Source organism: Streptomyces sp. NPDC047043, assembly GCF_040644055.1.
Classification (GTDB): domain Bacteria; phylum Actinomycetota; class Actinomycetes; order Streptomycetales; family Streptomycetaceae; genus Streptomyces.
This window is the reverse complement of record NZ_JBEYVO010000005.1, coordinates 241,901-265,051: the sequence shown is the minus strand read 5'-3', so window position 1 is coordinate 265,051 and position 23,151 is coordinate 241,901. Positions and strand designations below refer to the sequence as shown.

The 23,151-nt window shown below is 71.1% G+C and carries 21 protein-coding genes and 1 pseudogene; 14 read left to right on the top strand and 8 right to left on the bottom strand.

What is annotated here, in order from left to right:
• Positions 1 to 52 precede the first annotated feature (52 nt).
• A complete protein-coding gene (locus tag ABZ880_RS10280) occupies positions 53 to 634 on the top strand; it encodes a GNAT family N-acetyltransferase (protein ID WP_361259764.1) in 582 nt (193 codons plus the stop codon).
• A gap of 1 nt (position 635) precedes the next feature.
• Here the strand turns inward: ABZ880_RS10280 and ABZ880_RS10275 are convergent, their stop codons facing one another.
• Positions 636 to 2,195 (bottom strand): amino acid permease, encoded by a 1,560-nt coding sequence (locus ABZ880_RS10275; RefSeq protein ID WP_361259763.1) that lies wholly within the window; start codon positions 2,193 to 2,195, stop codon positions 636 to 638.
• Between the two features lie 223 nt (positions 2,196 to 2,418).
• On the opposite strand from ABZ880_RS10275, the gene ABZ880_RS10270 reads away from it, so the two are divergent.
• From ABZ880_RS10270 to ABZ880_RS10260, 3 genes are all read left to right on the top strand, one after another.
• Positions 2,419 to 3,039 carry a PadR family transcriptional regulator gene (locus tag ABZ880_RS10270; protein WP_361259762.1) on the top strand — a complete coding sequence of 207 codons (621 nt, stop codon included), beginning with the start codon at positions 2,419 to 2,421 and terminating at the stop codon, positions 3,037 to 3,039.
• A 172-nt stretch (positions 3,040 to 3,211) separates the two neighbouring features.
• A complete protein-coding gene (locus ABZ880_RS10265; RefSeq protein ID WP_361259760.1) occupies positions 3,212 to 4,228 on the top strand; it encodes an ATP-binding cassette domain-containing protein in 1,017 nt (338 codons plus the stop codon).
• A complete protein-coding gene (locus tag ABZ880_RS10260) occupies positions 4,225 to 5,001 on the top strand; it encodes an ABC transporter permease (protein ID WP_361259758.1) in 777 nt (258 codons plus the stop codon). The genes ABZ880_RS10265 and ABZ880_RS10260 overlap by 4 nt, the downstream gene beginning before the upstream one ends.
• A gap of 48 nt (positions 5,002 to 5,049) precedes the next feature.
• Here ABZ880_RS10260 and ABZ880_RS10255 read toward each other — a convergent pair whose 3' ends face one another.
• The 3 genes from ABZ880_RS10255 to ABZ880_RS10245 all read right to left on the bottom strand — a co-directional run bounded on the left by ABZ880_RS10255 (position 5,050) and on the right by ABZ880_RS10245 (position 7,299).
• Positions 5,050 to 5,892 carry a siderophore-interacting protein gene (locus ABZ880_RS10255; RefSeq protein WP_361259756.1) on the bottom strand — a complete coding sequence of 281 codons (843 nt, stop codon included), beginning with the start codon at positions 5,890 to 5,892 and terminating at the stop codon, positions 5,050 to 5,052.
• A gap of 102 nt (positions 5,893 to 5,994) precedes the next feature.
• Positions 5,995 to 6,924: a 5'-3' exonuclease gene (locus ABZ880_RS10250; RefSeq protein ID WP_361259955.1), complete on the bottom strand. Its 930-nt coding sequence runs from the start codon at positions 6,922 to 6,924 to the stop codon at positions 5,995 to 5,997.
• Positions 6,925 to 6,945: 21 nt separating this feature from the next.
• Positions 6,946 to 7,299 (bottom strand): hypothetical protein, encoded by a 354-nt coding sequence (locus tag ABZ880_RS10245; protein ID WP_361259754.1) that lies wholly within the window; start codon positions 7,297 to 7,299, stop codon positions 6,946 to 6,948.
• Between the two features lie 141 nt (positions 7,300 to 7,440).
• On the opposite strand from ABZ880_RS10245, the gene ABZ880_RS10240 reads away from it, so the two are divergent.
• The 5 genes and pseudogenes from ABZ880_RS10240 to ABZ880_RS10220 all read left to right on the top strand — a co-directional run.
• Entirely contained in the window at positions 7,441 to 8,490 is a 1,050-nt protein-coding gene (locus tag ABZ880_RS10240; protein WP_361259753.1) for a betaine/proline/choline family ABC transporter ATP-binding protein, read from the top strand.
• A complete protein-coding gene (locus tag ABZ880_RS10235; protein WP_361259751.1) occupies positions 8,483 to 11,098 on the top strand; it encodes an ABC transporter permease/substrate binding protein in 2,616 nt (871 codons plus the stop codon). The genes ABZ880_RS10240 and ABZ880_RS10235 overlap by 8 nt, the downstream gene beginning before the upstream one ends.
• Before the next feature lie 151 nt (positions 11,099 to 11,249).
• Positions 11,250 to 12,212 carry a hypothetical protein gene (locus ABZ880_RS10230; protein WP_361259749.1) on the top strand — a complete coding sequence of 321 codons (963 nt, stop codon included), beginning with the start codon at positions 11,250 to 11,252 and terminating at the stop codon, positions 12,210 to 12,212.
• 120 nt (positions 12,213 to 12,332) lie between these two features.
• On the top strand, positions 12,333 to 12,911 hold the full coding sequence (locus ABZ880_RS10225) for an XRE family transcriptional regulator (RefSeq protein ID WP_361259748.1): 579 nt from the start codon (positions 12,333 to 12,335) through the stop codon (positions 12,909 to 12,911).
• Positions 12,912 to 12,917: 6 nt separating this feature from the next.
• A pseudogene (locus ABZ880_RS10220) lies at positions 12,918 to 13,526 on the top strand (helical backbone metal receptor); the annotation flags it as partial.
• Here the strand turns inward: ABZ880_RS10220 and ABZ880_RS10215 are convergent.
• On the bottom strand, positions 13,504 to 14,727 hold the full coding sequence (locus ABZ880_RS10215; RefSeq protein WP_361259746.1) for a TDT family transporter: 1,224 nt from the start codon (positions 14,725 to 14,727) through the stop codon (positions 13,504 to 13,506). The pseudogene ABZ880_RS10220 and the gene ABZ880_RS10215 sit on opposite strands and share 23 nt — an antisense overlap.
• Positions 14,728 to 14,797: 70 nt before the next feature.
• Here ABZ880_RS10215 and ABZ880_RS10210 point away from each other — a divergent pair, with 70 nt between their 5' ends.
• The gene (locus ABZ880_RS10210) at positions 14,798 to 15,733 is read left to right on the top strand and encodes a LysR family transcriptional regulator (protein ID WP_361259744.1); all 936 of its coding nucleotides are present in this window, start codon (positions 14,798 to 14,800) and stop codon (positions 15,731 to 15,733) included.
• Between the two features lie 15 nt (positions 15,734 to 15,748).
• On the opposite strand, the gene ABZ880_RS10205 is transcribed toward ABZ880_RS10210, so the two are convergent.
• Together ABZ880_RS10205 and ABZ880_RS10200 are read right to left on the bottom strand one after the other, a co-directional pair.
• On the bottom strand, positions 15,749 to 16,453 hold the full coding sequence (locus ABZ880_RS10205) for a gamma-glutamyl-gamma-aminobutyrate hydrolase family protein (RefSeq protein WP_361259742.1): 705 nt from the start codon (positions 16,451 to 16,453) through the stop codon (positions 15,749 to 15,751).
• Positions 16,454 to 16,519: 66 nt separating this feature from the next.
• Complete coding sequence (locus ABZ880_RS10200) at positions 16,520 to 17,254, bottom strand: FCD domain-containing protein (RefSeq protein WP_361259741.1); 735 nt, start codon at positions 17,252 to 17,254, stop codon at positions 16,520 to 16,522.
• Positions 17,255 to 17,349: 95 nt separating this feature from the next.
• Between ABZ880_RS10200 and ABZ880_RS10195 the strand changes: the two genes are divergently transcribed.
• From ABZ880_RS10195 to ABZ880_RS10180, 4 genes are read left to right on the top strand one after another with little or no spacing between them, the layout of a single operon-like run.
• Positions 17,350 to 18,714 (top strand): glutamine synthetase family protein, encoded by a 1,365-nt coding sequence (locus ABZ880_RS10195; protein ID WP_361259739.1) that lies wholly within the window; start codon positions 17,350 to 17,352, stop codon positions 18,712 to 18,714.
• Positions 18,711 to 20,102, top strand: a complete 1,392-nt coding sequence (locus ABZ880_RS10190) for an aldehyde dehydrogenase family protein (RefSeq protein ID WP_361259737.1) — start codon at positions 18,711 to 18,713, stop codon at positions 20,100 to 20,102. Before ABZ880_RS10195 ends, ABZ880_RS10190 begins: the two co-directional genes overlap by 4 nt.
• Positions 20,099 to 20,881, top strand: a complete 783-nt coding sequence (locus ABZ880_RS10185; RefSeq protein ID WP_361259735.1) for a 3-oxoacyl-ACP reductase — start codon at positions 20,099 to 20,101, stop codon at positions 20,879 to 20,881. The genes ABZ880_RS10190 and ABZ880_RS10185 overlap by 4 nt, the downstream gene beginning before the upstream one ends.
• A 52-nt stretch (positions 20,882 to 20,933) precedes the next feature.
• Entirely contained in the window at positions 20,934 to 21,845 is a 912-nt protein-coding gene (locus ABZ880_RS10180) for a DUF2510 domain-containing protein (RefSeq protein ID WP_361259953.1), read from the top strand.
• On the opposite strand, the gene ABZ880_RS10175 is transcribed toward ABZ880_RS10180, so the two are convergent.
• The gene (locus tag ABZ880_RS10175; RefSeq protein WP_361259733.1) at positions 21,842 to 23,044 is read right to left on the bottom strand and encodes an amino acid deaminase/aldolase; all 1,203 of its coding nucleotides are present in this window, start codon (positions 23,042 to 23,044) and stop codon (positions 21,842 to 21,844) included. The genes ABZ880_RS10180 and ABZ880_RS10175 overlap by 4 nt on opposite strands.
• Positions 23,045 to 23,151: the final 107 nt, after the last annotated feature.

Below are 23,151 nucleotides of genomic sequence, written 5' to 3'. Positions count from 1 at the left end.
GGCGCCGGAAAACCCGTTGGACCCGCCGCGCCCCACGGGCAGGATGCCGATCATGCCCTACGTCACCAGCCCCGTCCTGCCCGCCGGAACCCTCGCCCGTAGCCCGCAGCCCGTCCTCCTCACCGGCGACGGGCTGGTTCTGCGCCCATGGCGGGCCGAGGACGCGCCCGACCTCCACGAAGCCTTCCAGGACCCGCTCATGCGCCAGTGGCACATCCGGCGCAGCGACTCGGTGGAGGAGGCCGCCGGCTGGATCGAGCAGTGGCTGAAGGAGTGGGAGGGCGAGCGGACCGCTCAGTGGGCGGTCGCCGACGCGGACAGCGACCGGCTGCTGGGCCGGGTGGCACTGCGTGAGATCGAACTCGGCGAGGGCACGGCCGAGGTCGCGTACTGGGCCGCGGCCGCGGCCCGGGGCCGGGGCGTCGCCGCCCGGGCGGCCTCCGCCCTGACCCGCTGGGCCTTCGACGAGATCGGCTTCCACCGCCTCGAGCTGATGCACGCCACCGCGAACCAGGCCTCCTGCCGCGTCGCCACCAAGACCGGCTTCGCCCTGGAGGGCACCAGGCGCAGTGCCCTCCTGCATCCCGACGGCTGGCACGACATGCACCTGCACGCGCGCGTACGGGGCGACTGAGCTAGGCCGCAGTCTCCGGAACCGCCGTGTCCGATACGGCAGTCGGGGCCGCGGTCTGCTTGCGGTACGCCCGGTAGGCGCCGCCGGCCACGAGTGTCGCGGCCAGGAACAGCACCGTGAACCACTGGAAGTACCAGTGCCCGCCCGCCGGGTCGTACACCGCCGCCCTCGGCCAGGCCAGGTTGACGGTCATCAGGAGGCCGTAGAGGAGGGCGAGGGCGTTGACCGGGATGCCCCAGCGGCCGAGGGAGAAGAGCTTGGTGCCCGTCTCGTCGGTGCCCTCCGAGGTGAACTCGCCGCGCAGGCGCCGTAGCAGAAGAGGGCCGGTGACCATCGCGTACGCCAGGTACAGCATCACGATGCAGGTGGTGCCGATGGCCAGGAAGGCGTCCGGGGAGGCGAAGTTGAGCAGGAGGAGGGCTGCAGCGAGGACGCCGACGACCAGGGCGGGGGCGCTGGGCATGCCCGTGCGCGGGTTGACGTGTGCGAGCCGCTTGGAGAAGGGGAGTTGGTCGTCGCGGGCCATGGAGAACAGCATCCGGCAGGCCGCCGTCTGGATGGCCAGGGTGGCGACCGCGATCGCCACCACCACGTCCGCCAGCAGGACCTTGCCGACACCGTCGCCGAGGCGGCTGGTCAGGACGTAGCTCAGGCCGTCGACGCCCAGGTGCCCGTCGGTCAGGCTGGGCGCGGCGAGCAGGCCGCCGAGGATGACCAGGCCGCCGAGCAGGCCCGCGGCGCCGAGCGCGGTGAGGATGGTGCGGGGCGCCGTACGCCTCGGGTTGTGCGTCTCCTCGCTCATCTCGCCCGCACTGTCGAAGCCGATCATCACGTACGCCGCCGTGAACGAGCCCACCAGCAGCGCCCCCAACAGGCCGGAGCTCGCCGCGCCTTCGGTGTGGAAGGTGATGCCGGGGGAGCGCTTGGAGTGGGTCAGCAGGAGCACGACGATCAGGACCGCGCCGATGATCTCCGCGGTGACGCCGACCCGGTTGATCACGGACAGCACGCGGTTGTCCAGGATGTTCACCACAGTGGTGAGGATCAGCAGGATCACACCGAGCACGGCCGCGTTGGCCGCGCCGTCCTCCGACGTCACCGCCGGGTCGGTGCCCACCAGTTGGAAGCCCGACCAGATCGCCGGCAGCACCATCTGCAGTGCGAGCGCCGCCGCCGCGACCACCACGATCTGCCCGATCACCATGATCCAGCCGGCGAACCAGCCGAAGGTGAGGTTCGAAAGGCGCGACGACCACTGGTAGATGGCGCCCGAGATCGGATACCGCGCCGCCAGCTCCGCGAAGCACGCGGCCACCAGCAACTGCCCGACCAGCACCGCCGGCCAGGCCCAGAAGAAGACGGGGCCGCCGAACGCGTACCCGAAGGCGAAGAACTGGAAGACCGTCGTCAGGACGGAGATGAAGGAGAAACCGGCCGCGAAGGAGGCGTACCGGCCCAGGCTGCGGTGCAGCTCCTGGCGGTAGCCGAACTCGGCCAGGGAGCCGTCGGCCGGGGAGTGCGGCGGATCGGGGCGTACGTCGGAGGGGGTGGTTGTCGTCACGGCGGCACCTGCCTTCGGCGCGGATTCCTGTCTACGGATTCCTGTCAGGCGACAGAAATTAGGGACGGGGTGTTTCGCCTGCGTCACGCCGTCGTGTCCGCGGCGGGCCCAAGTCCTCACGCCCTTGCCTCGCCCATCGAAACGCGATACATCGTGTGTATTGACGGCTGCTCGAGAGTCGCGATATGTTCGGCCACGGATATTCGTAAGCGAGGTGATCGTCATGGCCATGAAACGCCGCAAGCTCAGCAACCCGCTGGCGCTCGCCGTGATGGTCACGCTCTGGCAGAAGCCGATGCATCCGTACGAGATCGCCCAGACCCTGCGCCGGCAGGGCAAGGATGTCAGCACGAAGATCAAGTACGGCTCGCTCTACACGGTCGTGCAGAACCTTCAGAAGCACGGATTCGTCGAGGTCGCCGACGTCGAGCGGCAGGGCAACCGGCCCGAGCGCACGGTCTACGGGCTCACCGAGGCGGGGCGGGAGGAGATGGCCGACTGGCTGTCCGATCTGCTGGCCGTCCCGGCCAAGGAGTTCCCGATCTTCGAGACCGCGCTGTCGCTGCTCGGTGCCCTGCCTCCCGACGAGGTGGTGCGGCTGCTCCAGGAGCGCTTGCAGAACCTCGAGGTGGAGGCGGCGAGCGGGCGCGCGGCGCTGGAGAAGCTCTGCGAGACGCTCCCGCGGCTCTTCCTCGTCGAGGTCGAGTACAACCTGCACATGGTCGAGGCGCAGGCGCAGTGGGTCCGCGGTTTTCTCGAGGAGATCGAGAAGGGCTCGCTGCCGGGCGTCGACGGGTGGCGCCACTTCCACGAAACGGGGGAGCTGCCACCGGAGTTCACCTAACGAAACAGACCCCGGCCGGGCTGTTGCAGCAGCCCCGGCCAGGGTCTCGAACCCCGAGCTGAATCCGCCGTGAGGCAGTCCAGGCGATCGAGGTGCGGCACACCCAGGATAGCCCGGCACTCCTCAAGCGGACGGATCAGTTGTCATCCGCTCATTCAGGAGAGCTGTCGTCATGAGTACCACCCGTGCGCCCGCAGTGGAGGCGCGCCAGCTGATCAAGACCTACCCCGGTGAGGTCACCGCCCTGCGCGGCATGGACGTCACCGTCGAACCGGGCACCGTCTTCGGGCTCCTCGGGCCCAACGGCGCCGGCAAGTCCACCACCGTCAAGATCCTCACCACCCTGGCCGAGCCCGACTCGGGCACGGCCACCGTCGCCGGCCACGACGTGCTGCGCCACCCGGACCGGGTGCGCCGCGCGATCGGCGTGGTCGCCCAGAGCTCCGGCGCCGACCCGGTCGCCACGGGCCGCGAGAACCTCCAACTGCAGGGCAGGCTCTACGGGTTGAAGGGCGCCGCCCTCGCCACGCGCGTGGACGAGCTGCTCGACCGCTTCAGCCTGACCGACGCCGCGCGGCGCCAGGTCAAGGGCTACTCCGGCGGTATGCGACGCCGACTCGACGTCGCCCTCGGCCTGGTGCACCGGCCCGAGGTGCTCTTCCTCGACGAGCCCACCACAGGCCTGGACCCCGAGGCCCGCACGGCGATGTGGGACGAGATCGACCGGCTCGCGGGGGAGGAGGGGCTGACGATCCTGCTCACCACGCACTACCTCGAGGAGGCCGACCGGCTCGCCGAGCGCATCGCCATCGTCGACCGCGGGCGGGTCGTCGTGCAGGGCACGCCCGACGCCCTCAAGGGCGAACTCCGCGGTGACGCCGTCCACTTGGAGCTCAGGGAAGCGGTGGGCGAAGCCGGCCGTACGCTGCTCAAGGGCGCCCTCGGCGGGCTGCCCGGCATGCACGAGGTGCTGGTCGACGGGCGCCGCGTCAGCGTCCGCGCCGACGACGGGGCGGCCGCCGTACCCGCACTGCTCGGGGCGCTGGAGCGGGCCGGGGTCGGGGTCGCCGCCGCGACCGTCGCGCGCCCGTCCCTCGACGACGTCTACCTCCGTTACGCGGGCCGCCGTTACTCCGAGGCGGACGCCGAAGCCACCGAGAACCTCGTCCTCGCCGGAGGTGCGCGATGAGTACGGCCGTCTCCCAGACCTGGTACATGACGCAGCGTCAACTCATGGTGTTCACACGGCAGCCGGCGTACGCGATCATCACCCTGATCCAGCCGGTGATCTGGCTGTTCCTGTTCGGCAACCTCTTCAAGAAGGTCGTCGAGCTCGGCGGCTTCGGGACGACCACGTACCTCGACTACCTCGTCCCGGGTGTGGTCGTGATGAGTGCGCTGAGCTCCAACATGTGGGCGGGCATGGGCACGTTGGAGGAGATCCAGCGCGGCACGCTCAACCGGTTCCTGACCACGCCGGTGAGCCGGGCCGCGCTGATGAACGGCAACGTCGTCAACAACGGCCTGGTCACCGCGTTCCAGTCGGTCGTCATCGTGCTGCTCGCGCTGGCCGGCGGCGCCGACTACCCCGGCGGGATCGGCGGCATCGCGATCCTGGTCCTCGCCGCCGTGCTGCTCGGCACGATCTTCGGGGCGCTGTCCAACGCGCTGGGCATGCTGGTGCAGGAGCGGGAGTCGATCATCGGCATCAACACCTTCCTGCTGCTGCCGCTGACGTTCCTGTCCTCCGCCTTCATGGCGCCGTCCCAGATGCCCTCCTGGATGCGGCACATCGCCGACTTCAACCCGCTCAACTGGGCGATGGTCGCGGGCCGTTCGGCCCTGTCCGAGCACCCCGACTGGGGTGACGTGCTCAGCAGGGGAGGGGCGCTGCTCGCGCTCGCGGTGGCGGCGGTGTGGCTGTCGATCCGGACGTTCCGGTCGTACCAGCGGTCGGTTTAGGCGCAACAGAAAGCGGCCCGCGCCACGCGCGGGCCGCAGTGCCATGGCTCAGGCCGCCGTGGCCCCCTCCTGCTCCGCCTCGATGCGCGCGTTCCACTCCCGCTTGGAGGCCTGCCAGCCGTCCTCGTTGTGGCCGAGGCGCCAGTAGCCGGAGATCGACAGGTCCTCGCGCGGGATCTCCAGGTCGCAGCGCAGCAGTTGGCGCAGCTGCTTCACGAAGTGCGCCTCGCCGTGCACGAACGCGTGCGGGCGGCCCTCCGGGAACTCCAGCGCCCGTACGGCCTCCACCAGCAACTCGCCGACCGGACGGTCCCCGCGGTGCAGCCAGACGACCTCCACATCCGAGTCGATCTTCTGCTCCTCCTCGGGGCCCGAGACCTCCACGAAGGCGTGCGCGGTGGCGCCGTCGGGCAGCGACTCCAGGGAGCGGGCGATCGCCGGCAGGGCGCTCTCGTCGCCGACGAGCAGATGCCAGTCGGCGGTCGTGTCGGGGGCGTAGGCGCCGCCCGGGCCCATGAAGTGCACGGTCTCGCCCGGCTGTACACGCGCCGCCCACGGTCCGGCCAGGCCCTCGTCGCCGTGGATCACGAAGTCCAGGCTCAGTTCGTGGTGGACCGGGTCCCAGGCCCGCACGGTGTACGTCCGGGTCACCGGCCACTGCTCGCGCGGGAACTCCGCCCGGATCCGCTCCACGTCGAAGGGCTCCGGGTAGACGGCGCCCCCGGCCGGGAACAGCAGCTTCACATAGTGATCGGTGCAGGTGTCCGCCTGGAACCCGGCAAGACCTTCGCCACCGAGCACCACGCGCTGCATGTGCGGGGTCAGCCGTTCGGTCCGGACGACCTGCGCGGAGTGGGGCTTGCGCGGCTTCCGAGCGGGGCGTTCTGCCATGGCGGCCTCCCTGTTCCCAAGCTTAGGTTTACCTAAGTTAGCACCTTCCCCCAGTTAACACCTCTCCCATGAAGACTTGATGAGTGCGCGTCGCCGGAATCGTCACGTCCCCAACGTCGTCAGCAGACGCTGCAGCGACCCGCCCAGGCCCCAGCGGACCGCCAGTTCGTCCAGCGCACCAGGGTCGCGCGGGGCGTGCGGCAGGGTCGTGTCGACGTCCGGCAGCGGGACGTCGTCGGCGACCTTGACGACCTTCGGCGCGACGGCGACATACGGCCGCGCCTCGTCCAGCCGCTTGCGCTGCGACGGCGTGAGTTTCGCCTTCGGGTCCTCGACCGCGGCCATGATCCCGGCCAGGTCCCCGAACTCGGCGAGCAGTTTCGCGGCCGTCTTCTCGCCGATGCCCGGCACCCCGGGCAGTCCGTCGCTCGGGTCGCCGCGCAGCAGCGCCAGATCCGCGTACCCCGGACCGGCCACCCCATACTTCTCGCGCAGCCAGGCCTCGTCGGTGAGCTGCAGTGTGCCGACGCCCTTGAGCGGGTAGAGCACGCGCACCCCGCGCGCGTCGTCGACGAGCTGGTACAGGTCGCGGTCGCCGGTGACGATGTCGACCGGGCCCTTCGCCCGCGCCGTGAACGTGCCGATCACGTCGTCCGCCTCGTACGGCTCGACGCCCACGCGCGCGATGCCGAGCGCGTCGAGGACGGCCTCGATGACGGGCACCTGCGGCGACAGGGTGTCCGGCACCTCCTCCTCGTCCGGTCCCACCGCGTGCTCCTCGGCGACGCGGTGCGCCTTGTAGGAGGGGATGAGGTCGACCCGCCACTGCGGCCGCCAGTCGGCGTCCATGCACGCCACCAGATCGCTGGGCCGGTGGTCCTTGACGAGGCGGTCGATGAATTCGAGGAGCCCGCGCACGGCGTTCACCGGTGTGCCGTCCGGGGCCTTCACGGACTCCGGGACGCCGAAGTAGGCGCGGAAGTAGAGCGAGGCGGTGTCGAGGAGCATCAGTCGTCCGGTCACGCCTCGCATCATGCCGTACGGCACCGACAGTCACCCGCCGGCGAGCAGCCAACGCCACCGCGGAAGCTCGGTGACGACAGTCGTCGCGGCCAACAGGGACACCAGGGCAGCCGCCCAGACGGGAAAGCGCGACCACGCCGAGACCACCGCCGCGACGAGCTGGAGCAGCACGAGCAGAATCGTGGCCCACCCCGGAACCGCGACGATCACGTTCGCCTTGTCCCCGGGAGTCGAGAAGACGGTCGGAAGACCGATCAGCACCACCAGCGAGAACACCGCGAGCGGCCAGGAGTACGACCACAGCGCCCAGGGCGTCGCGACCCAGGCCACCAGCTCCGTCGCGAAGCGCAGCGCCGACGCGCGTCTGTCGTCCGGTCGTTCCACAGTTGTCCCCCCAACACCGATGTGAAGCACCGGCGGCGATCCTACGCACCGGTTGTGAACTGAACCACTCCCGCGTTTGCCCTGGTCGGCCGGGGGCAGGCGCGGCCCCGTCCCCCCGACCCCCACAGACGAGAGGCGCGCGTGTCAGCCAGACTTGAGGCCGAACAGCTCTACAAGGTGTTCGGCAGGCGACCGGACCAGGCAGTCGAGAAGCTCCGGCAGGGAACCGACCGCGAGGAGCTGCGCGCCGACGGCGCCACCGCCGCCGTGATCGACGCCTCCTTCACCGTGGAACCGGGCCAGATCTTCGTCGTCATGGGCCTGTCCGGCTCCGGCAAGTCCACCCTGCTGCGGATGCTCAACGGCCTGCTCGAGCCGACCGCCGGACATGTCCGCTTCGACGGCCAGGACCTGACCGCCCTCGGCGCCCGCGAGCTGCGCCAGGTCCGCGCGAACAAGATCAGCATGGTCTTCCAGCACTTCGCGCTGTTCCCGCACCGCAGCGTCCTGGAGAACGCCGCCTACGGCCTCGCCGTGCAGGGCGTGCCCCGCGCCGAGCGCGAGCAGCGCGCCGGCGAGGCGCTCGCCCTGTGCGGACTGGCCGGCTGGGAGAAGTCCTGGCCCGACGAGCTCTCCGGTGGTATGCAGCAGCGCGTGGGCCTCGCCCGCGCCCTCGCCACCGACGCCGACCTGCTTCTCATGGACGAGTCGTTCAGCGCGCTGGACCCGCTGATCCGCCGCGACATGCAGGACCAACTGCTGCAGCTGCAGCAGACGTTGAAGAAGACCATCGTCTTCATCACCCACGACCTCAACGAGGCCATGCGCCTGGGCGACCGCATCGCCGTCATGCGCGACGGCCGCATCGTGCAGATCGGCAGCGCCGAAGAAATCCTCATCCGGCCCGCCGACGACTACGTGGCCTCCTTCACCAAGGACGTCGACCGCTCCCGAGTGCTGACGACGTCCGCCGTCATGGACCGGGACGTCCGCGGCGACGAGGCCGACTGCGGTTGCGAGAGCGGCTGCGAGACCGCGACGCCCGACACACCGTTCACCGAACTCTGCGCGATCAGCGCCCGGTTGACGCACCCGGTGGCCGTCCTGGACGACAAACGCACACTCGTCGGAGTGGTCCCGCAGGCGCGCCTGGTCGGCTTCCTCGGCAACGGGGAGGTCACCCATGCCTAGGATCCCGCTCGGCGACTGGGTCAACGACACGGTGGACTGGCTGCTCAGCCATGTGTCCTGGCTCTTCGACTTCTTCAAGACCGTCTTCACCGGGACCTACGACGGCATCAACGCCGTCCTCCAGGCCCCCGAACCCCTGCTGCTCGCGGGCATCTTCGCCGTGCTCGCGTTCTGGCTGCGCGGCACGACCGCCGGTGTCCTCACCTTCGTGGGCTTCGCCTTCATCGACTCCCTCGAACTGTGGGAGGACGCGATGGTGACCCTGTCGCTGGTCCTCGTGGCCACCATCATCGCGCTGGTGATCTCGGTGCCGGTGGGCATCTGGGCCGCACGCTCCAACCGGGTCAGCGGCCTGGTCCGGCCGGTGCTGGACTTCATGCAGACGCTGCCCGCGATGATCTACCTCATCCCGGCGATCCTGTTCTTCGGCACCGGCGCCTCCGCGGGCATCGTCGCCACCCTGATCTTCGCGCTCGCCCCCGGTGTCCGCATGACGGAGCTGGGCATCCGCCAGGTCGACAAGGAACTGGTCGAAGCCGCCGAGGCGTTCGGCACCTCGCCCCGCGACACACTGCTGCGCGTCCAGCTGCCGCTCGCCCTGCCGACCGTGATGGCGGGCGTCAACCAGGTCATCATGCTCGGCCTGTCGATGGCCGCGATCGCCGGCATGGTCGGCACCGGCGGCCTCGGCGGCGACGTCAACGAAGCGATCGGCCAGCTCAACGTCGGCCTCGGCTCCGAGGCCGGCGTAGCCATCGTGATCCTCGCGATCTACCTCGACCGCATGACCAGCGCCCTGGGCACCCATGTCTCCCCGCTGGGCCGCCGATCCGCCGCCAAGGCCCGCGCGGCCCAGGGGGGCCTCAAGATCTGGTCGTACCGCCCCCGCCCGCAGGTCGCCGTGATCGGCGTCGTGATCCTCGCCCTGGTCGCCGGCGGCATGGGCGTCTTCGGCGGCAACAGCGGTGGTACGGCGCCCGTCGCCGAGGCCAAGAACGTCGGCCAGGGCAAGAAGATCAGCATCGGCTACATCCCGTGGGACGAGGGCGTCGCCTCCACGTATCTCTGGAAGGAGATCCTCGAGGAGCGCGGCTTCCAGGTGGACGCCAAGCAGTTCGAGGCCGGCCCGCTCTACACCGCCCTGTCGGCGGGCAACGTCGACTTCCAGACCGACGCCTGGCTGCCCACCACCCACGAGCAGTACTGGAAGAAGTACGGCAGCAAGCTCGACGACCTCGGCGCCTGGTACGACAAGACCTCCCTGGAGCTGAGCGTCCCGTCGTACATGAAGGGCATCGACTCCCTGGACGACCTCAAGGGCAAGGCGTCGACCTTCGGCGGGAAGATCACCGGCATCGAGTCCAGCGCCGGTGAGACGGCCCTGCTCAAGAGCAAGGTCCTGCCGGGCTACGGCCTCGACAAGGAGTACAAGGTCGTCGACAGCTCCACCCCGGCGATGCTGGCCGAGCTGAAGCGGGCGTACAGCCAGAAGGACCCGATCGTCGTCACGCTCTGGTCGCCGCACTGGGCGTACAACGACTACAAGCTGAAGAAGCTCAAGGACCCCAAGGGCGCCTGGGGCGAGGGCGACGGCGTGCACACCGTCGCGCGCAAGGGCTTCGCGGACGGCAATCCCGTCGTCGGCAAGTGGCTGAAGAACTTCAGGATGAGCGAGAAGCAGCTCACCAGCCTCGAGGCCGAGATCAACAAGGCGGGCAAGGGCAAGCAGCAGGACGCCGTGCGCGCCTGGCTGAAGAAGAACCCGGGCGTCGTCGACAAGCTGGCGCCGGTCGCGAGCAGTGCGAGCCCCGCCGAGGCGAAGCGGACCGTCAACGTGGCCTGGTTCCCCTGGGACGAGGACATCGCCGTCACCTACCTCTGGAAGCACGTCCTGGAGCGGCGCGGCTACAAGCTGAACCTCAAGCAGATGGACGTCGGCCCGGTCTACACCGGCCTCGCCTCCGGTGACCTCGACGTCAACTTCGACGCCTGGCTGCCGTACGCGCAGAAGAACTACTGGGACAAGAGCAAGGACAGACTCAAGGACCTCGGCACCTGGTACCGGCCGACCTCCCTGGAGGTCGCCGTGCCCTCGTACGTCAAGGGCGTGAAGTCCTACGAGGACCTCAAGGGCAAGGCGTCCGCCTTCGACGGGAAGATCATCGGCATCGAGCCGGGCACCGGCGAGATGAACCTCCTCAAGACCAAGGTGCTGCCGGGCTACGGCCTCGACAAGGAGTACAAGGTCGTCGACGGCTCCACCCCGGCGATGCTGGCCGAGCTCAAGCGTGCCTATGCCAAGAAGGAGCCGGTCGCGGTCGTGCTGTGGTCGCCGCACTGGGCGTACAGCCGCTACGACCTCACCAAGCTGAAGGACGACAAGAAGCTCTTCGGCGAGGGCAACACGATCCGCACCATCTCGAACGAGAAGTTCCCCGAGCAGTATCCGCAGCTGACCAAGTGGATCAAGAACTTCAGGATGAGCGAGGCCGAGCTCGGCAGCCTGGAGGGCGAGATCAACAAGCGCGGCCAGGGCCATGAAGAGGAAGCGGTCGCCGCCTGGCTCGAGGAGCACCCGGACATGGTGAGCCGGATGACCCCGCAGTAGCCGCCGGCCGCCGCGCCGACACCGCCCGAGGGGTGGCCTCCCCACGCGTCCTGACAGCGTGTGGCGAAGGCCACCCCTCGGGTCATGTCCGGGGGCGGCCCCGGCTTCGTACCCTCGACTCTCCCCGGTCGCCCGCCCCTGTGAGAGTCACGTGATCCGCCCGCTGCTGCCCGCCGTCGTCCTCGTGGCGGCCGTCCTGACGGGGCCGTCGAGTGCGGATCCCGTGTCGGCGGCCGCCGCCCGGTTCGCCGGGCTCGCCGGAGACGTGAGCGCGGCGGACGGCGCGGTGTTCGACGCCCGGGACGACACCGGCCGCACGATGGACACCGCGCAGATCGTCCAGGCCCCCGACGGCACCTACCTCGCCGTCTACCACACCACCCTGGCCGACGGCCGCTTCCACGCGGCCGTCGCGACCTCCACGGATCTGCGCACCTGGACCCGCCGCCACGACTTCGGCGCGGGCACCAGCCAGCCCGCGCTAGCCGCCGACGACACCGGCGGATACGTCCTCGCGTACGAAAAGGATCCGGCCAACCACATAGCGCTACGCCATTACCCAAGCCTCGCCGCCCTCCTGACCGGAAATGCCGCCCGCACATTCGACGCGCCGCGTACCCTCTCCGGCTGCGCCGAGGGCACTCCGGACATCACCTCGGTGCACGGCGGGACCGTCGAACTGACCGGCCACTACCGGGCCGACTGCGACACCGACCGCCAACTCCGCGCCGTACTGCGGGACTTCACCACCTGGCACGCAACGCCTGATCACAGGCTTGATCGGGCCCTGCTGGCATGGGACACGGGCGGGAACATCGGCGACCGCTCGCGCATTGAACTGAAGGGCGAGAGTCTTGTGCTGATCGAGGGGCAGCGGCGGCGCGGAGACTTCGGGAGCTGGCGGACGTACGCCTACGATCCCGCCTCCGGACGGGCCGGCCGGGAGGCGATCCGCACCCCCGGAGGCAGCCGCGCCTTCGCCAACCCGTCGGCCGGCCCCGTCACCGACCCGGAGGGCCGTCCGGCCCTGCTGGTCAGCCTCTTCGTCCCGAAGGAGGAATCCGCACCCGGCGAGTCCGGGGAGCTCATCTACTGGCGAGAGTTGGCGAATTGACCGCACGCGGTGTTTACGGGGATGTGACGGGCGCATGAAACGGTTTGCCGAACCTGCGTAAGGTGCAGAGAACTCATCAGAAGTAAAGGGACCGACGGAGCGAAGGAGGGAGCCGGAGCGATGGGCGACCACAAAGACGACCACAAGGAGCAGTCGCTGCGAGTGGGCGCGGCCGTGCGGCGGCGGCGCCGGGCGCTGGAGCTCACCCTCGCCGTCGTGGCCGAGCGCAGCGGCCTGTCGGTACCCTTCCTGAGCCAGGTCGAGAACGACCGCGCGCGGCCCAGCAGAACGTCCCTCGAGAAGGTCGCCGACGCCCTGCGGACGACCGCCGTGGAACTTCTCGCGGCGGCGGACCCGGCGTGCAGCGTGGACGTGGTGCGGGGCGAGGCGCCCGACCCGGCCGCCGAACCGCGGGTGCGTTCCCTGGTGCGCGGTCACCACCAGATGCACGCCTCGGAGTTCACCGGCGACCATGACGCGGGCCGCGAATTCCAGTACCGCAACGACCAGTTGATGTACGTCGCCGACGGCGCCGTGGAGATCGAGGCGGAGGGCCGCGCCTACCGGCTCGGCCGAGGCGACACCCTGTATCTGACGGGCGGGGTGCGCCACCGCTGGCGGGCGACCGTGTCGGACACGCGCGTGGTCGTCGTCGCGGTGGCCGAACACATCGAGGCGGTCCGGGACCGCTCGCGGTAGGTCCTGGTGGGCGTGCGGGTCGTATCCCTGGTGCCGTCGCTGACCGAGGCGGTGGCGGTCTCGGTGCCCGGCGCCCTGGTCGGCGTGACGGACTGGTGCACCCACCCCGCGGACCTGGACGTGCCCCGTATCGGCGGCACCAAGAACCCGAAGGTCGAGCGCATCCTCGCGCTCGCTCCCGATCTGGTCGTCGCGAACGCGGAGGAGAACCGCGAACCCGACCTGGCGGCGCTGCGCGCGGCGGGCGTCGAGGTCCTGGTGACGGTGGTATGTGACATACCACAGGCGTTCGCCGAGCTGGAGCGGATGCTGGCCGCCTGCGGCGCGAAGTCCCGCCCCCGCTGGCTGGACGAGGCGCAGGCGGCCTGGTCGGACCTCCCGCCACCACAGCGCCGTACGACGGCCGTGGTCCCGATCTGGCGCCGCCCCTGGATGGTGCTGGGCCGGGACACCTTCGCCGGCGACGTGCTGTCACGTCTCGGAGTGGACCACCTGTACACGAGCCACCCCGACCGCTACCCCCGCATCCCGGTCGAGGAGCTGCGCGCGGCGGCTCCGGACGTCGTCGTGCTGCCGGACGAGCCGTACCGCTTCACGCAGGAGGACGGCCCGGAGGCGTTCCCCGGGCTGCCCTGTGCACTGGTCGGCGGACGGCATCTGACGTGGTACGGACCGTCGTTGACCGAGGCACCACGGGTGCTGGGCGAGGCCCTGCGAGCAGCTCACCGCTGAGCAGACCGCGCGCGGTGTGCACGGCCGCGGTGCCCCAGGCGGCGACGAGGACGACGTACAGCCCGACCGCGAGCCAGTCGTACACGGCGAGCCCGGTGTGCCGCGCGAGCGCCTCGGCGCCGGTGACGCAGGTCCCCACGGGAAAGGTGAACGCCCACCAGGTCATCGCAAAGCCCATGCCGTGCCGGCGTGCCCGCACCACATGGGCGGTGGCGAGCCCGAACCACAGCAGTGCGAACCCCATGACGGGCACGCCGTACAGCACGGCGAGGATGCCGAACCCCTCGCTGTACGGCGTCGGTACGACACCGGGGGCGACGTCCGCGAACTTGCCGACGGCGGTGGTGGACTGCCCGAGCGGCCCCAGCACCAGGAACAGGGTCGGCGTGAGGGCCAGGGGCAGTGGGCCGCCGGTGACCAGCCGGGCGAAGACCACCGGCAGCATCAGCAGGGTTGCGAGCAGACTCAGCCCGAACATCGCGAAACAGGCGAGCAGCAGGGTCTCCCGTGGCTGCCCGGCCGGCAGATGCGGCACGAGCAGCGGCCCGAGCGCCGCCGACACCATGGGCGCGACGACGGGCAGCAGCCATACGGGCGTGGCCTGCCCCGGCTCGACCTTGTGTCGTACGGCCATCAGGTACGGCACGGCGACGGCGGCCGCCAGCCCCACGAGCGTCCCGGCGGTGAACAGCACGGCGTCGAGGGCGACTGCGGGCCCGGTGCCGATCCAGTCCGCGCCGACGGTGAGCGCACCGCCGCCGACGGCCAGCAGGGCCATGGCGAGACAGCCGTAGAAGGGCGCCGTCGCAGGGTCGAGGAGGTGGGCGCGGGCCTGGTCGCGGTGGTGCGCCCAGTGCAGGGCGCGGGCGGCGAGCAGGGCGACGAGGAGGGCGAGGGAGAACGCCCACACGGCGGCGCAGACGGTGCGCAGGCCGGGGACGTCGAGCGGGAGGGCGGCTCCCGCGGTGGCGACGATGGAGGTGCCCATGACGGTGGCGTACCAGTTCGGTCCGAGGTGACGGACGGCGGTGGCGCGCGGCGGGCGTGCGGTGGCACGCGGGAGGGGCTGGGCTGCGGTGACCATGGTTCCACCGTCCCGCCCGGGTGCGGCTGCCACCAGGGAGTATGTGTCTATGGGGGCATAAGCTGGTCTTATGAGCAGTGACGAAGGGGCGAGGGACGCCCGAGCCGCCGTGGGTGGCACGTTGGCGCATCGCGTGCCCGACCTCGGGGCGCTGGAGCTGCTGCTGGCGGTCGCGCGGCGCGGGAGTCTCGGTGCGGCGGCACGGGAGTTGGGCATCACGCAGCCGGCGGCCAGCAGCCGGATCCGGTCCATGGAACGGCAGTTGGGCGTTGCGCTGGTGGACCGCTCGCCGCGCGGCTCCCGGCTGACGGACGCGGGCGCGCTGGTGACGGACTGGGCCCGGCGGGTCGTGGAGGCGGCGGAGGCGTTCGACGCGGGGGCGCAGGCGCTTCGCGACCGGCGTGACTCGCGGCTGCGGGTGGCCGCGAGCATGACGATCGCCGAGTATCTGCTGCCCGGCTGGCTGCTCGCGCTGCGCGCCCAGCGCCCCGACACGGCGGTGTCGCTGCTCGCGGGCAACTCGACGGTGGTGGCGGAGCGGTTGCTGTCGGGCGAGGCGGATCTGGGGTTCGTGGAGGGGGTCAGTGTGCCGTCTGGCCTGGACTCGACGGTCATCGCGCACGACCGCCTGATCGTGGTGACGGCACCGGGGCATGCGTGGGCGCGACGGCGGCGCCCGCTGGAGGCCTCGGAGCTGGCGGCGACGCCGCTGATCCTCCGCGAGAAGGGCTCGGGGACCCGGCAGGTCCTGGACGCGGCACTGGGCGGGCTGGCGCGGCCGCTGATCGAACTGTCGTCGACGACCGCGGTCAAGGCGGCGGCGGTGAGCGGGGCTGGGCCGGCGGTGCTCAGCGAACTGGCGGTGGGGGAGGAGTTGGGGATGCGGCGGCTGGTGCGGGTGCCGGTGGACGGCGTCGCGCTGGCCAGGGACCTGCGGGCGGTGTGGCCGACGGGGCATCGGCCGGTGGGGCCGGCGCGGGACCTGTTGTCGCTGACGCGGACGTAAGGCCTCTCGCCCGGCTCAGGAAATGGCCGAAGAGCTCGTCGCGGCCTCGACCAGTGCCCGCATCACCCGCAGGTCGTCGCCCATCTCCGGATGCCACTGAACGCCCAGCACCCAGCCCGCGGCGGACGGGAGCTCCACCGCCTCCACCGTCCCGTCCTCCGCGTGCGCAGTGGGGACCAGGCCGGTGCCGAGGCGGTCCACGGCCTGGTGGTGGTAGGTGGGTACGGACGTCTCCTCCGGGACGGCGGCTGCGTACAGCGTGCCGGGGACCGGCTTCACCGGGTGCCGGCCGAAGACGCCGACGACCTCGGCGTGACCGTCGATGTGCTGGACGAGGGTGCCGCCCAGGGCGACGTTCAGCAGTTGCATGCCCCGGCAGATGCCCAGGAGGGGGACGCGGGCCGCCAGGGCCGCCTCGATCAGCGCCAGTTCCCAGGCGTCGCGGGCGCGGGCCGGCGGGCCCGTCCGGGGGTGGGGCTCGGCGCCGTAGCGCACCGGCTCGACGTCCGGGCCGCCCGCGATCACCAGCCCGTCGAGACGCGCGACGGTCGCCGCGGCGTGCTCGGGCGCGTCCGGCGGCAGCATCGCGGCGAGCCCGCCCGCCCGCTGCGCGAGCCGCGGATAGCCGGCCGGCAGCAGCGCTGCCTCCAGCTCCCACACGCCCCAGCGCGCGCCGGCCTCCAGATACGTACTGATGCCGATCAGCGGCCTGCCCGCCATGCGTCCTCCCGCCCGGAACAATGGGTCACGTTCATACCTTTGACGAGTTGCCCCGGAAAGGCAAGGTCACGCCAGAAACCCCCTGAGCAGCGCCGCCGTCCCCGCACAGTGCTCCCGCATCATCTCCCGAGCCCCGTCCGCGTCCCGGTCGAGCACCGCCTCCACCAGGGCGATGTGCTGACGCTGCGAGTGCTCCAGGTTGCGTACGAGGAGGGGGATGCAGTCGAGCAGGTCGTTCACCGACGCCCGTACCGCCGCGTACTGGGCCGTGAGCGTGGGCGAGCCGCACAGTTCGGCCAGCGTCAGGTGCAGCAGTGTGTCCAGGCGGCGGTACTCCGACAGGGGCGCGTCGTGCGTGCGGGCCAGTGCCTCCCGCAGCCGGTCCGCCTGCTCGTCCGACAGGCCGTGCGCCGCGCACAGACCTGCCGCGCCCACCTCCAGGACCTCACGGAAGCGCAGCACGTCCTCGATGTCGACCGCGGCGATCCGGCGCCGCAGCTCGTCCTCGCCGCCCGCGTCCGCGCGGGGCAGGACGAACGTCCCGCCGTACCGGCCGCGCCGGGACTCCACCAGGCCCTGGTCCTGCAGCACCTTGAGCACCTCGCGCAGCGTCACCCGGCTGATCCCGAGCCGCTCCGCCAGCTCCCGCTCGGCCGGCAGCCGCTCGCCCCCCGGCACCAGGCCCAGCCTTACGACTTGCAGAATCTGCTCCAGCGCCTCCTCGAAGCCGTTGCCCGCGCGCACCGGCCGCAGCACCGGTGTCAACCGGTCCTCCAGGCTGCCGTCCGGATCCAGCGACATCCCACCGCACCCCCTTCCCAAGCAATGGTTCTCCGAAATACCTTATGGCTTCCGGCCCGGCCGAAAAAGCGCGCAGAACCTGAAGGAGCGTTCCCGTGGCAGACCGCACACCCCCACTGAGCGTCGAGGAGCTGCACGCCCTCGTCGCCAGCGGTGAGATCGACACTGTCGTCCTGGCCTTCCCCGACATGCAAGGGCGGCTCCAGGGCAAGCGCTTCGCCGCACGTTTCTTCCTCGACGAGGTCCTCCACCACGGCACCGAGGGCTGCAACTACCTCCTCGCCGTCGACACCGAGATGAACACCGTCGACGGCTACGCCATGTCCTCCTGGGACCGCGGCTACGGCGACTTCGCCATGCACCCTGACCTGCGCACCCTGCGCCGCGTGCCCTGGAACGCCGGCACGGCCATGCTCATCGCCGACCTGGCCTGGAACGACGGAACGCCCGTGGTCGCCGCCCCGCGGCAGATCCTGCGCCGCCAGCTGGACCGCCTCGCCGAGCACGGCTTCACCGCCAAGGTGGGCACCGAGCTGGAGTTCATCGTCTTCAAGGACACCTACGAGCAGGCCTGGGACGCCAACTACAGAGGGCTGACGCCGGCCAACCAGTACAACATCGACTACTCGGTGCTCGGGACCGGGCGGATCGAGCCCCTGCTGCGCCGTATCCGCAACGAGATGGCGGGCGCGGGGCTGACCGTGGAGTCCGCCAAGGGCGAGTGCAACCCCGGCCAGCACGAGATCGCCTTCCGCTACGACGACGCCCTGGTCACCTGCGACCAGCACGCCATCTACAAGACCGGCACCAAGGAGATCGCCGCCCAGGAGGGCGTGTCGATCACCTTCATGGCCAAGTACAACGAGCGCGAGGGCAACTCCTGCCACATCCACCTCTCCCTCGCGGACGCGGCCGGCAACAACGCCATGCCCGGGGACGGCGAGGGCGGCATGTCGGACGTCATGCGCCACTTCCTCGCCGGACAGCTCGCGGCCCTGCGGGACTTCTCGCTGCTCTACGCCCCCAACATCAACTCCTACAAGCGGTTCCAGCCGGGTTCGTTCGCCCCGACCGCCGTCGCCTGGGGCTACGACAACCGCACCTGCGCGCTGCGGGTCGTCGGCCACGGCCGCTCGCTGCGCTTCGAGAACCGGCTGCCCGGCGGTGACGTCAACCCGCACCTCGCCGTCGCCGGTCTGGTCGCGGCCGGGCTGCACGGCATCGAGCAGAAGCTGGAGCTGCCGGAGCCCTGTGCGGGCAACGCCTACACCGCCGAGTACGAGCACGTCCCGACCACCCTGCGCGAGGCCGCCGAGCTCTGGGAGAACAGCCCGATCGCCAAGGCCGCCTTCGGCGACGAGGTCGTCGCGCACTACCGCAACATGGCGCGCGTCGAGCTCGAGGCCTTCGACGCCGCGGTCACCGACTGGGAGCTGCGCCGCTCCTTCGAACGCATGTGAGGCCCGTGTTGTCTGCCGAGTCCGTACTGGAAGTACTGAACCCCGCCACCGAGGAGGTCGTCGCCACCGTCCCCGCCGCCACCACGGCCGACGTTGACACCGCCGTCGTACGAGCCACGGCGGCACAGGCGAAGTGGGCCGCGCTGCCGCCCGCCGACCGCGCCAGGCTGCTGCGCCGGTTCGCGAGCAAGGTCGACGAACACCTGGAAGAACTGGCCCGGTTGGAGGTCCGCGAGGCCGGCCACACCGTCGGCAACGCCCGCTGGGAGGCCGGCAATGTGCGCGACCTGCTGGACTACGCGGCCGGGGGAGTGGAGCGGCTGACGGGACGGCAGATCCCGGTGGCCGGCGGCCTCGACGTGACGATCCTCGAACCGCTGGGTGTCGTCGGGGTCATCGCGCCGTGGAACTTCCCGATGCCGATCGCCGCCTGGGGCACGGCTCCCGCGCTCGCGGCCGGCAACGCCGTCCTCCTCAAGCCCGCCGAGACGACCCCGCTGACGGCCCTGCGGCTGGCCGAACTCGCCCTGGAGGCGGGCCTGCCCGACGGCCTGTTCCAGGTGCTCCCCGGTCACGGCCCCGTCGCCGGCAACGCCCTCGTCGAGCACCCGGGCGTCGCGAAGATCGTGTTCACGGGGTCAACGGCCGTGGGCAAACAGGTGTTGGCGAAGGGCTCGGCGCTGCTCAAGCGCGTCACCCTCGAACTCGGCGGCAAGAGCCCCAACATCGTCTTCGCCGACGCCGACCTCGAAGCCGCGGCAGCCGCCGCCCCCATGTCCTTCCTCGACAACTCCGGCCAGGACTGCTGCGCCCGCACCCGCATCCTCGTCCAGCGCAGCGCGTACGACCGGTTCCTGGAGCTGCTGAGCCCCGCGATCGAGGCGGTGACGGTCGGCGACCCGGCCGACGAGCGGACGGACATGGGCCCGCTGATCTCCAAGGTCCAGCTGGACCGCGTGCGTTCGTACGTCGACGCCGACGCACCCGGCATCCGCGGCAAGGCCCCCGAGGGCCCCGGCTTCTGGTTCCCGCCCACCGTCCTCACCGGCGTCGAGGCGCACGCGCGCGTGGCCGTCGAGGAGGTCTTCGGCCCGGTCGCCGTGGTCCTCCCCTTCGAGGACGAGGCGGAGGCCGTGGCGCTCGCCAACGCCACCGACTACGGCCTCTCCGGCTCCATCTGGACCCGCGACGTGGGCCGCGCCCTGCGCGTCTCGCAGGCCGTCCGCGCGGGCAACCTGTCCGTCAACTCCCACTCCAGCGTCCGCTACTGGACCCCCTTCGGCGGCTTCAAGCAGTCCGGTATCGGCCGTGAGCTCGGCCCGGACGCCCTGACCGCCTTCACCGAAACCAAGAACGTCTTCATCAGCACGGAAGGCCCCGCACAGTGACCGACACCCCAGTCTGCCGACGCCTGGTCGGCCGCACCGCCGTCATCACCGGAGCCGGCAGCGGCATCGGCCTCGCCACCGCGCGCCGGCTCGCCTCCGAGGGCGCGCACGTCGTCTGCGGCGACGTCGACGAGGCCCGCGGCAAGGCGGCCGCCGACGAGGTCGGCGGGATCTTCGTCAAGGTCGACGTCACCGACCCCGAGCAGGTCGAGGCCCTCTTCAAGACGGCCTTCGACACCTACGGCAGCGTCGACATCGCCTTCAACAACGCGGGCATCTCCCCGCCCGACGACGACTCCATCCTGGAGACCGGCCTGGAGGCCTGGAAGCGCGTCCAGGAGGTCAACCTCACCTCCGTCTACCTGTGCTGCAAGGCCGCGATCCCCTACATGCGGCGGCAGGGCAAGGGCTCGATCATCAACACGGCGTCCTTCGTGGCGCGGATGGGCGCGGCCACGTCCCAGATCTCGTACACGGCGTCCAAGGGCGGCGTACTCGCCATGTCCCGCGAACTGGGCGTGCAGTTCGCCCGCGAGGGCATCCGTGTGAACGCCCTCTGCCCGGGCCCGGTCAACACCCCGCTCCTGCAGGAGCTGTTCGCGAAGGACCCGGAGCGGGCCGCCCGCCGCCTGGTCCACATCCCGGTCGGCCGCTTCGCCGAGGCCGAGGAGATCGCCGCCGCCGTCGCCTTCCTGGCCAGCGACGACTCCTCCTTCATCAACGCCACCGACTTCCTGGTGGACGGCGGAATCGCGGGCGCGTACGTCACACCCCTGTAGACACGAAGCGGTCCCCGAGCTTCGGGGACCGCCCTAGAGTGCCGGAATGAGCATGTCGCCCCCGCCCGGTTGGTACCCCGATCCGTCGGCCCCCCACCTGCAGCGATGGTGGGACGGCACCGCCTGGACCGAGCACTGGAGCGCACCGGAGGCCCCCGGACCGCCGCCTTCCGGGGGCGGCGGTTCCGGTCGCGCCAAGGTCGTCGCGCTCACCACCGCCGGAATGGTGCTCGTCGCCGCGATCGTCACCGGAGCGGTCTTTCTCGGCAAGGACGACGACGGGGGCGCTGACGTCCAGACCGTGCCGAACCCGGTCACCGCCACCGCCGCACCGACGACCGACAGCCCCTCGCCCTCGGCCTCCACCTCCGAGCCGTCCGCCGACGACCCGTCCGTCGTCGTGGACCAACTCAACGGCATCACAATGCCGTTGCTCGACGGCTGGGTCCGGCCGAAGTACGTCAGCGAGCACGACGTCGTCATGACCACGGACGGCACCTACGACTGCCCGGGCGACTCCGGCGTCTGCCGGCACGGCCTCGTCATCTCCCGCACGGCGACCCAGAACGACGAGAGCTCCCCGAGGAAGCTCGCCGAGCAGGACATCTCGGACGCGGCCGACGCGGCCTACGACCGCGACCTCGTCGGCCGCCGGCCCTTCGGCGGAATCGAGTCCCACCAGCACGTCGAATCCGGCCAGATCGCGGTGGCCGGCCGCGCCGGGTACTTCGTCCGCTGGCGGGTCAAGACGGCCAAGGGGCCCGGCGGTTACGTCGAGTCGCTCGCCTTCCCCTCCAGCGTCGGCACCGAGTCTCCGGTGGTCGTCCGCTTCGTCTTCGACGCGGGCGAGGACGGCCCGCCGCTCGCCGACATGGACCGGATCACCAAGGGCATCCGATCCGTCGACGACGCGTCCACGGGCGGCGGAGTGGGCAGCAGCATCGGCCCGACCGACCAGCCCTAGAGGAACGTGTGGCCCTCGCCGCGATACGTCGGGACGGTCGCCGTCACGGCATCCCCCTCGACCAGATGCAGCACGTCGAACCGCTCGCACAGCTCACCGGCCTTGGCGTGCCGGAACCACACCTTGTCGCCGATCAGCAGGTCGTCCGCGGGTGAGCCGAGCAGCGGCGTCTGCACCTCGCCGGGCCCCTCCTGGGGGTCGTAGCGCAGCCCCTCGGGCAGGTAGGGAACGGGCAGCCGGTCGCGCCCGGGCGCACCGGAGGCGGGGTACCCACCGCCGAGGACCGTCACGACCCCGACGCCCGGCCGTCGCACGACGGGCTGGGCGAACAGGGCGGCCGGACGCCCGCTGAAGGACGTGTAGTTGTCGAACAGCCGCGGCACGTACAGCCCCGACCCCGCGCCGATCTCGGTGACCGCGTCCTCGGCGGCGGTGTGCTGCACACTGCCGGTGCCGCCGCCGTTGACGAACTCCAGATCCGGTACGACGGCCCGCACCGCACGCACGACCTCGCCGCGCCGCTCGGCGAGCTCACGGCGGGCGGTGGCCTGCATCAGCCGTACGGCACGCGACCGCAGGGGCTGCCCGGCGACGGAGTCGCCGACGCCGGCGATGTGCCCCTCGTACGCCATGATCCCCACGACCTTGAACCCCGGCCGCCGCGCCACGGCCCGGGCCAGGTCGGCGACCTGGGCGGGGGAGTGCAGCGGCGACCGCCGCGCACCGACGCGCACGCGGCCCCCGAACATCTTCAGCGAGGTGTCCAACTCCAGGCAGACACGGATGACTTCACGACCGCCGTCGCGGGCCTCGTCGATCAGCCGGAGCTGCGCCGGGTCGTCGATCATGACGGTGATCGCGGCGGCGAGCTTGGGGTCGGAGGCCAACTCGGCGAACGCGGCCCGGTCCGCGGACGGATAGGCGAGCAGGACGTCGTCGAAGCCGCCGCGCGCCAGCCACAGGGACTCGGCGAGGGTGAAGGACATGATGCCCGCGAACCCGTCCTTCGCCAGTACCCGCTCCAGCAGGGCCCGGCAGCGTACGGACTTGCTGGCGACACGGATCGGCTTGCCCGCCGCGCGGCGGGCAAGATCGTCCGCGTTGGCGTCGAAGGCATCCAGGTCCACGATCGCAAGAGGGGCTTCGAGATGGGCGGTGGCCCGGTCGTAACGGGCCCGGTCGGCGGCGCGCGCAGTCATGAACGAAGCCTGCCAGACTGGATTACCGCAGGGTAGGGGGACGTTCCGGGCAGATGCCCCGGGCTCGTGGACTGGTTCCCGTTCCGACAGGGGCAACCCGTAGAGTG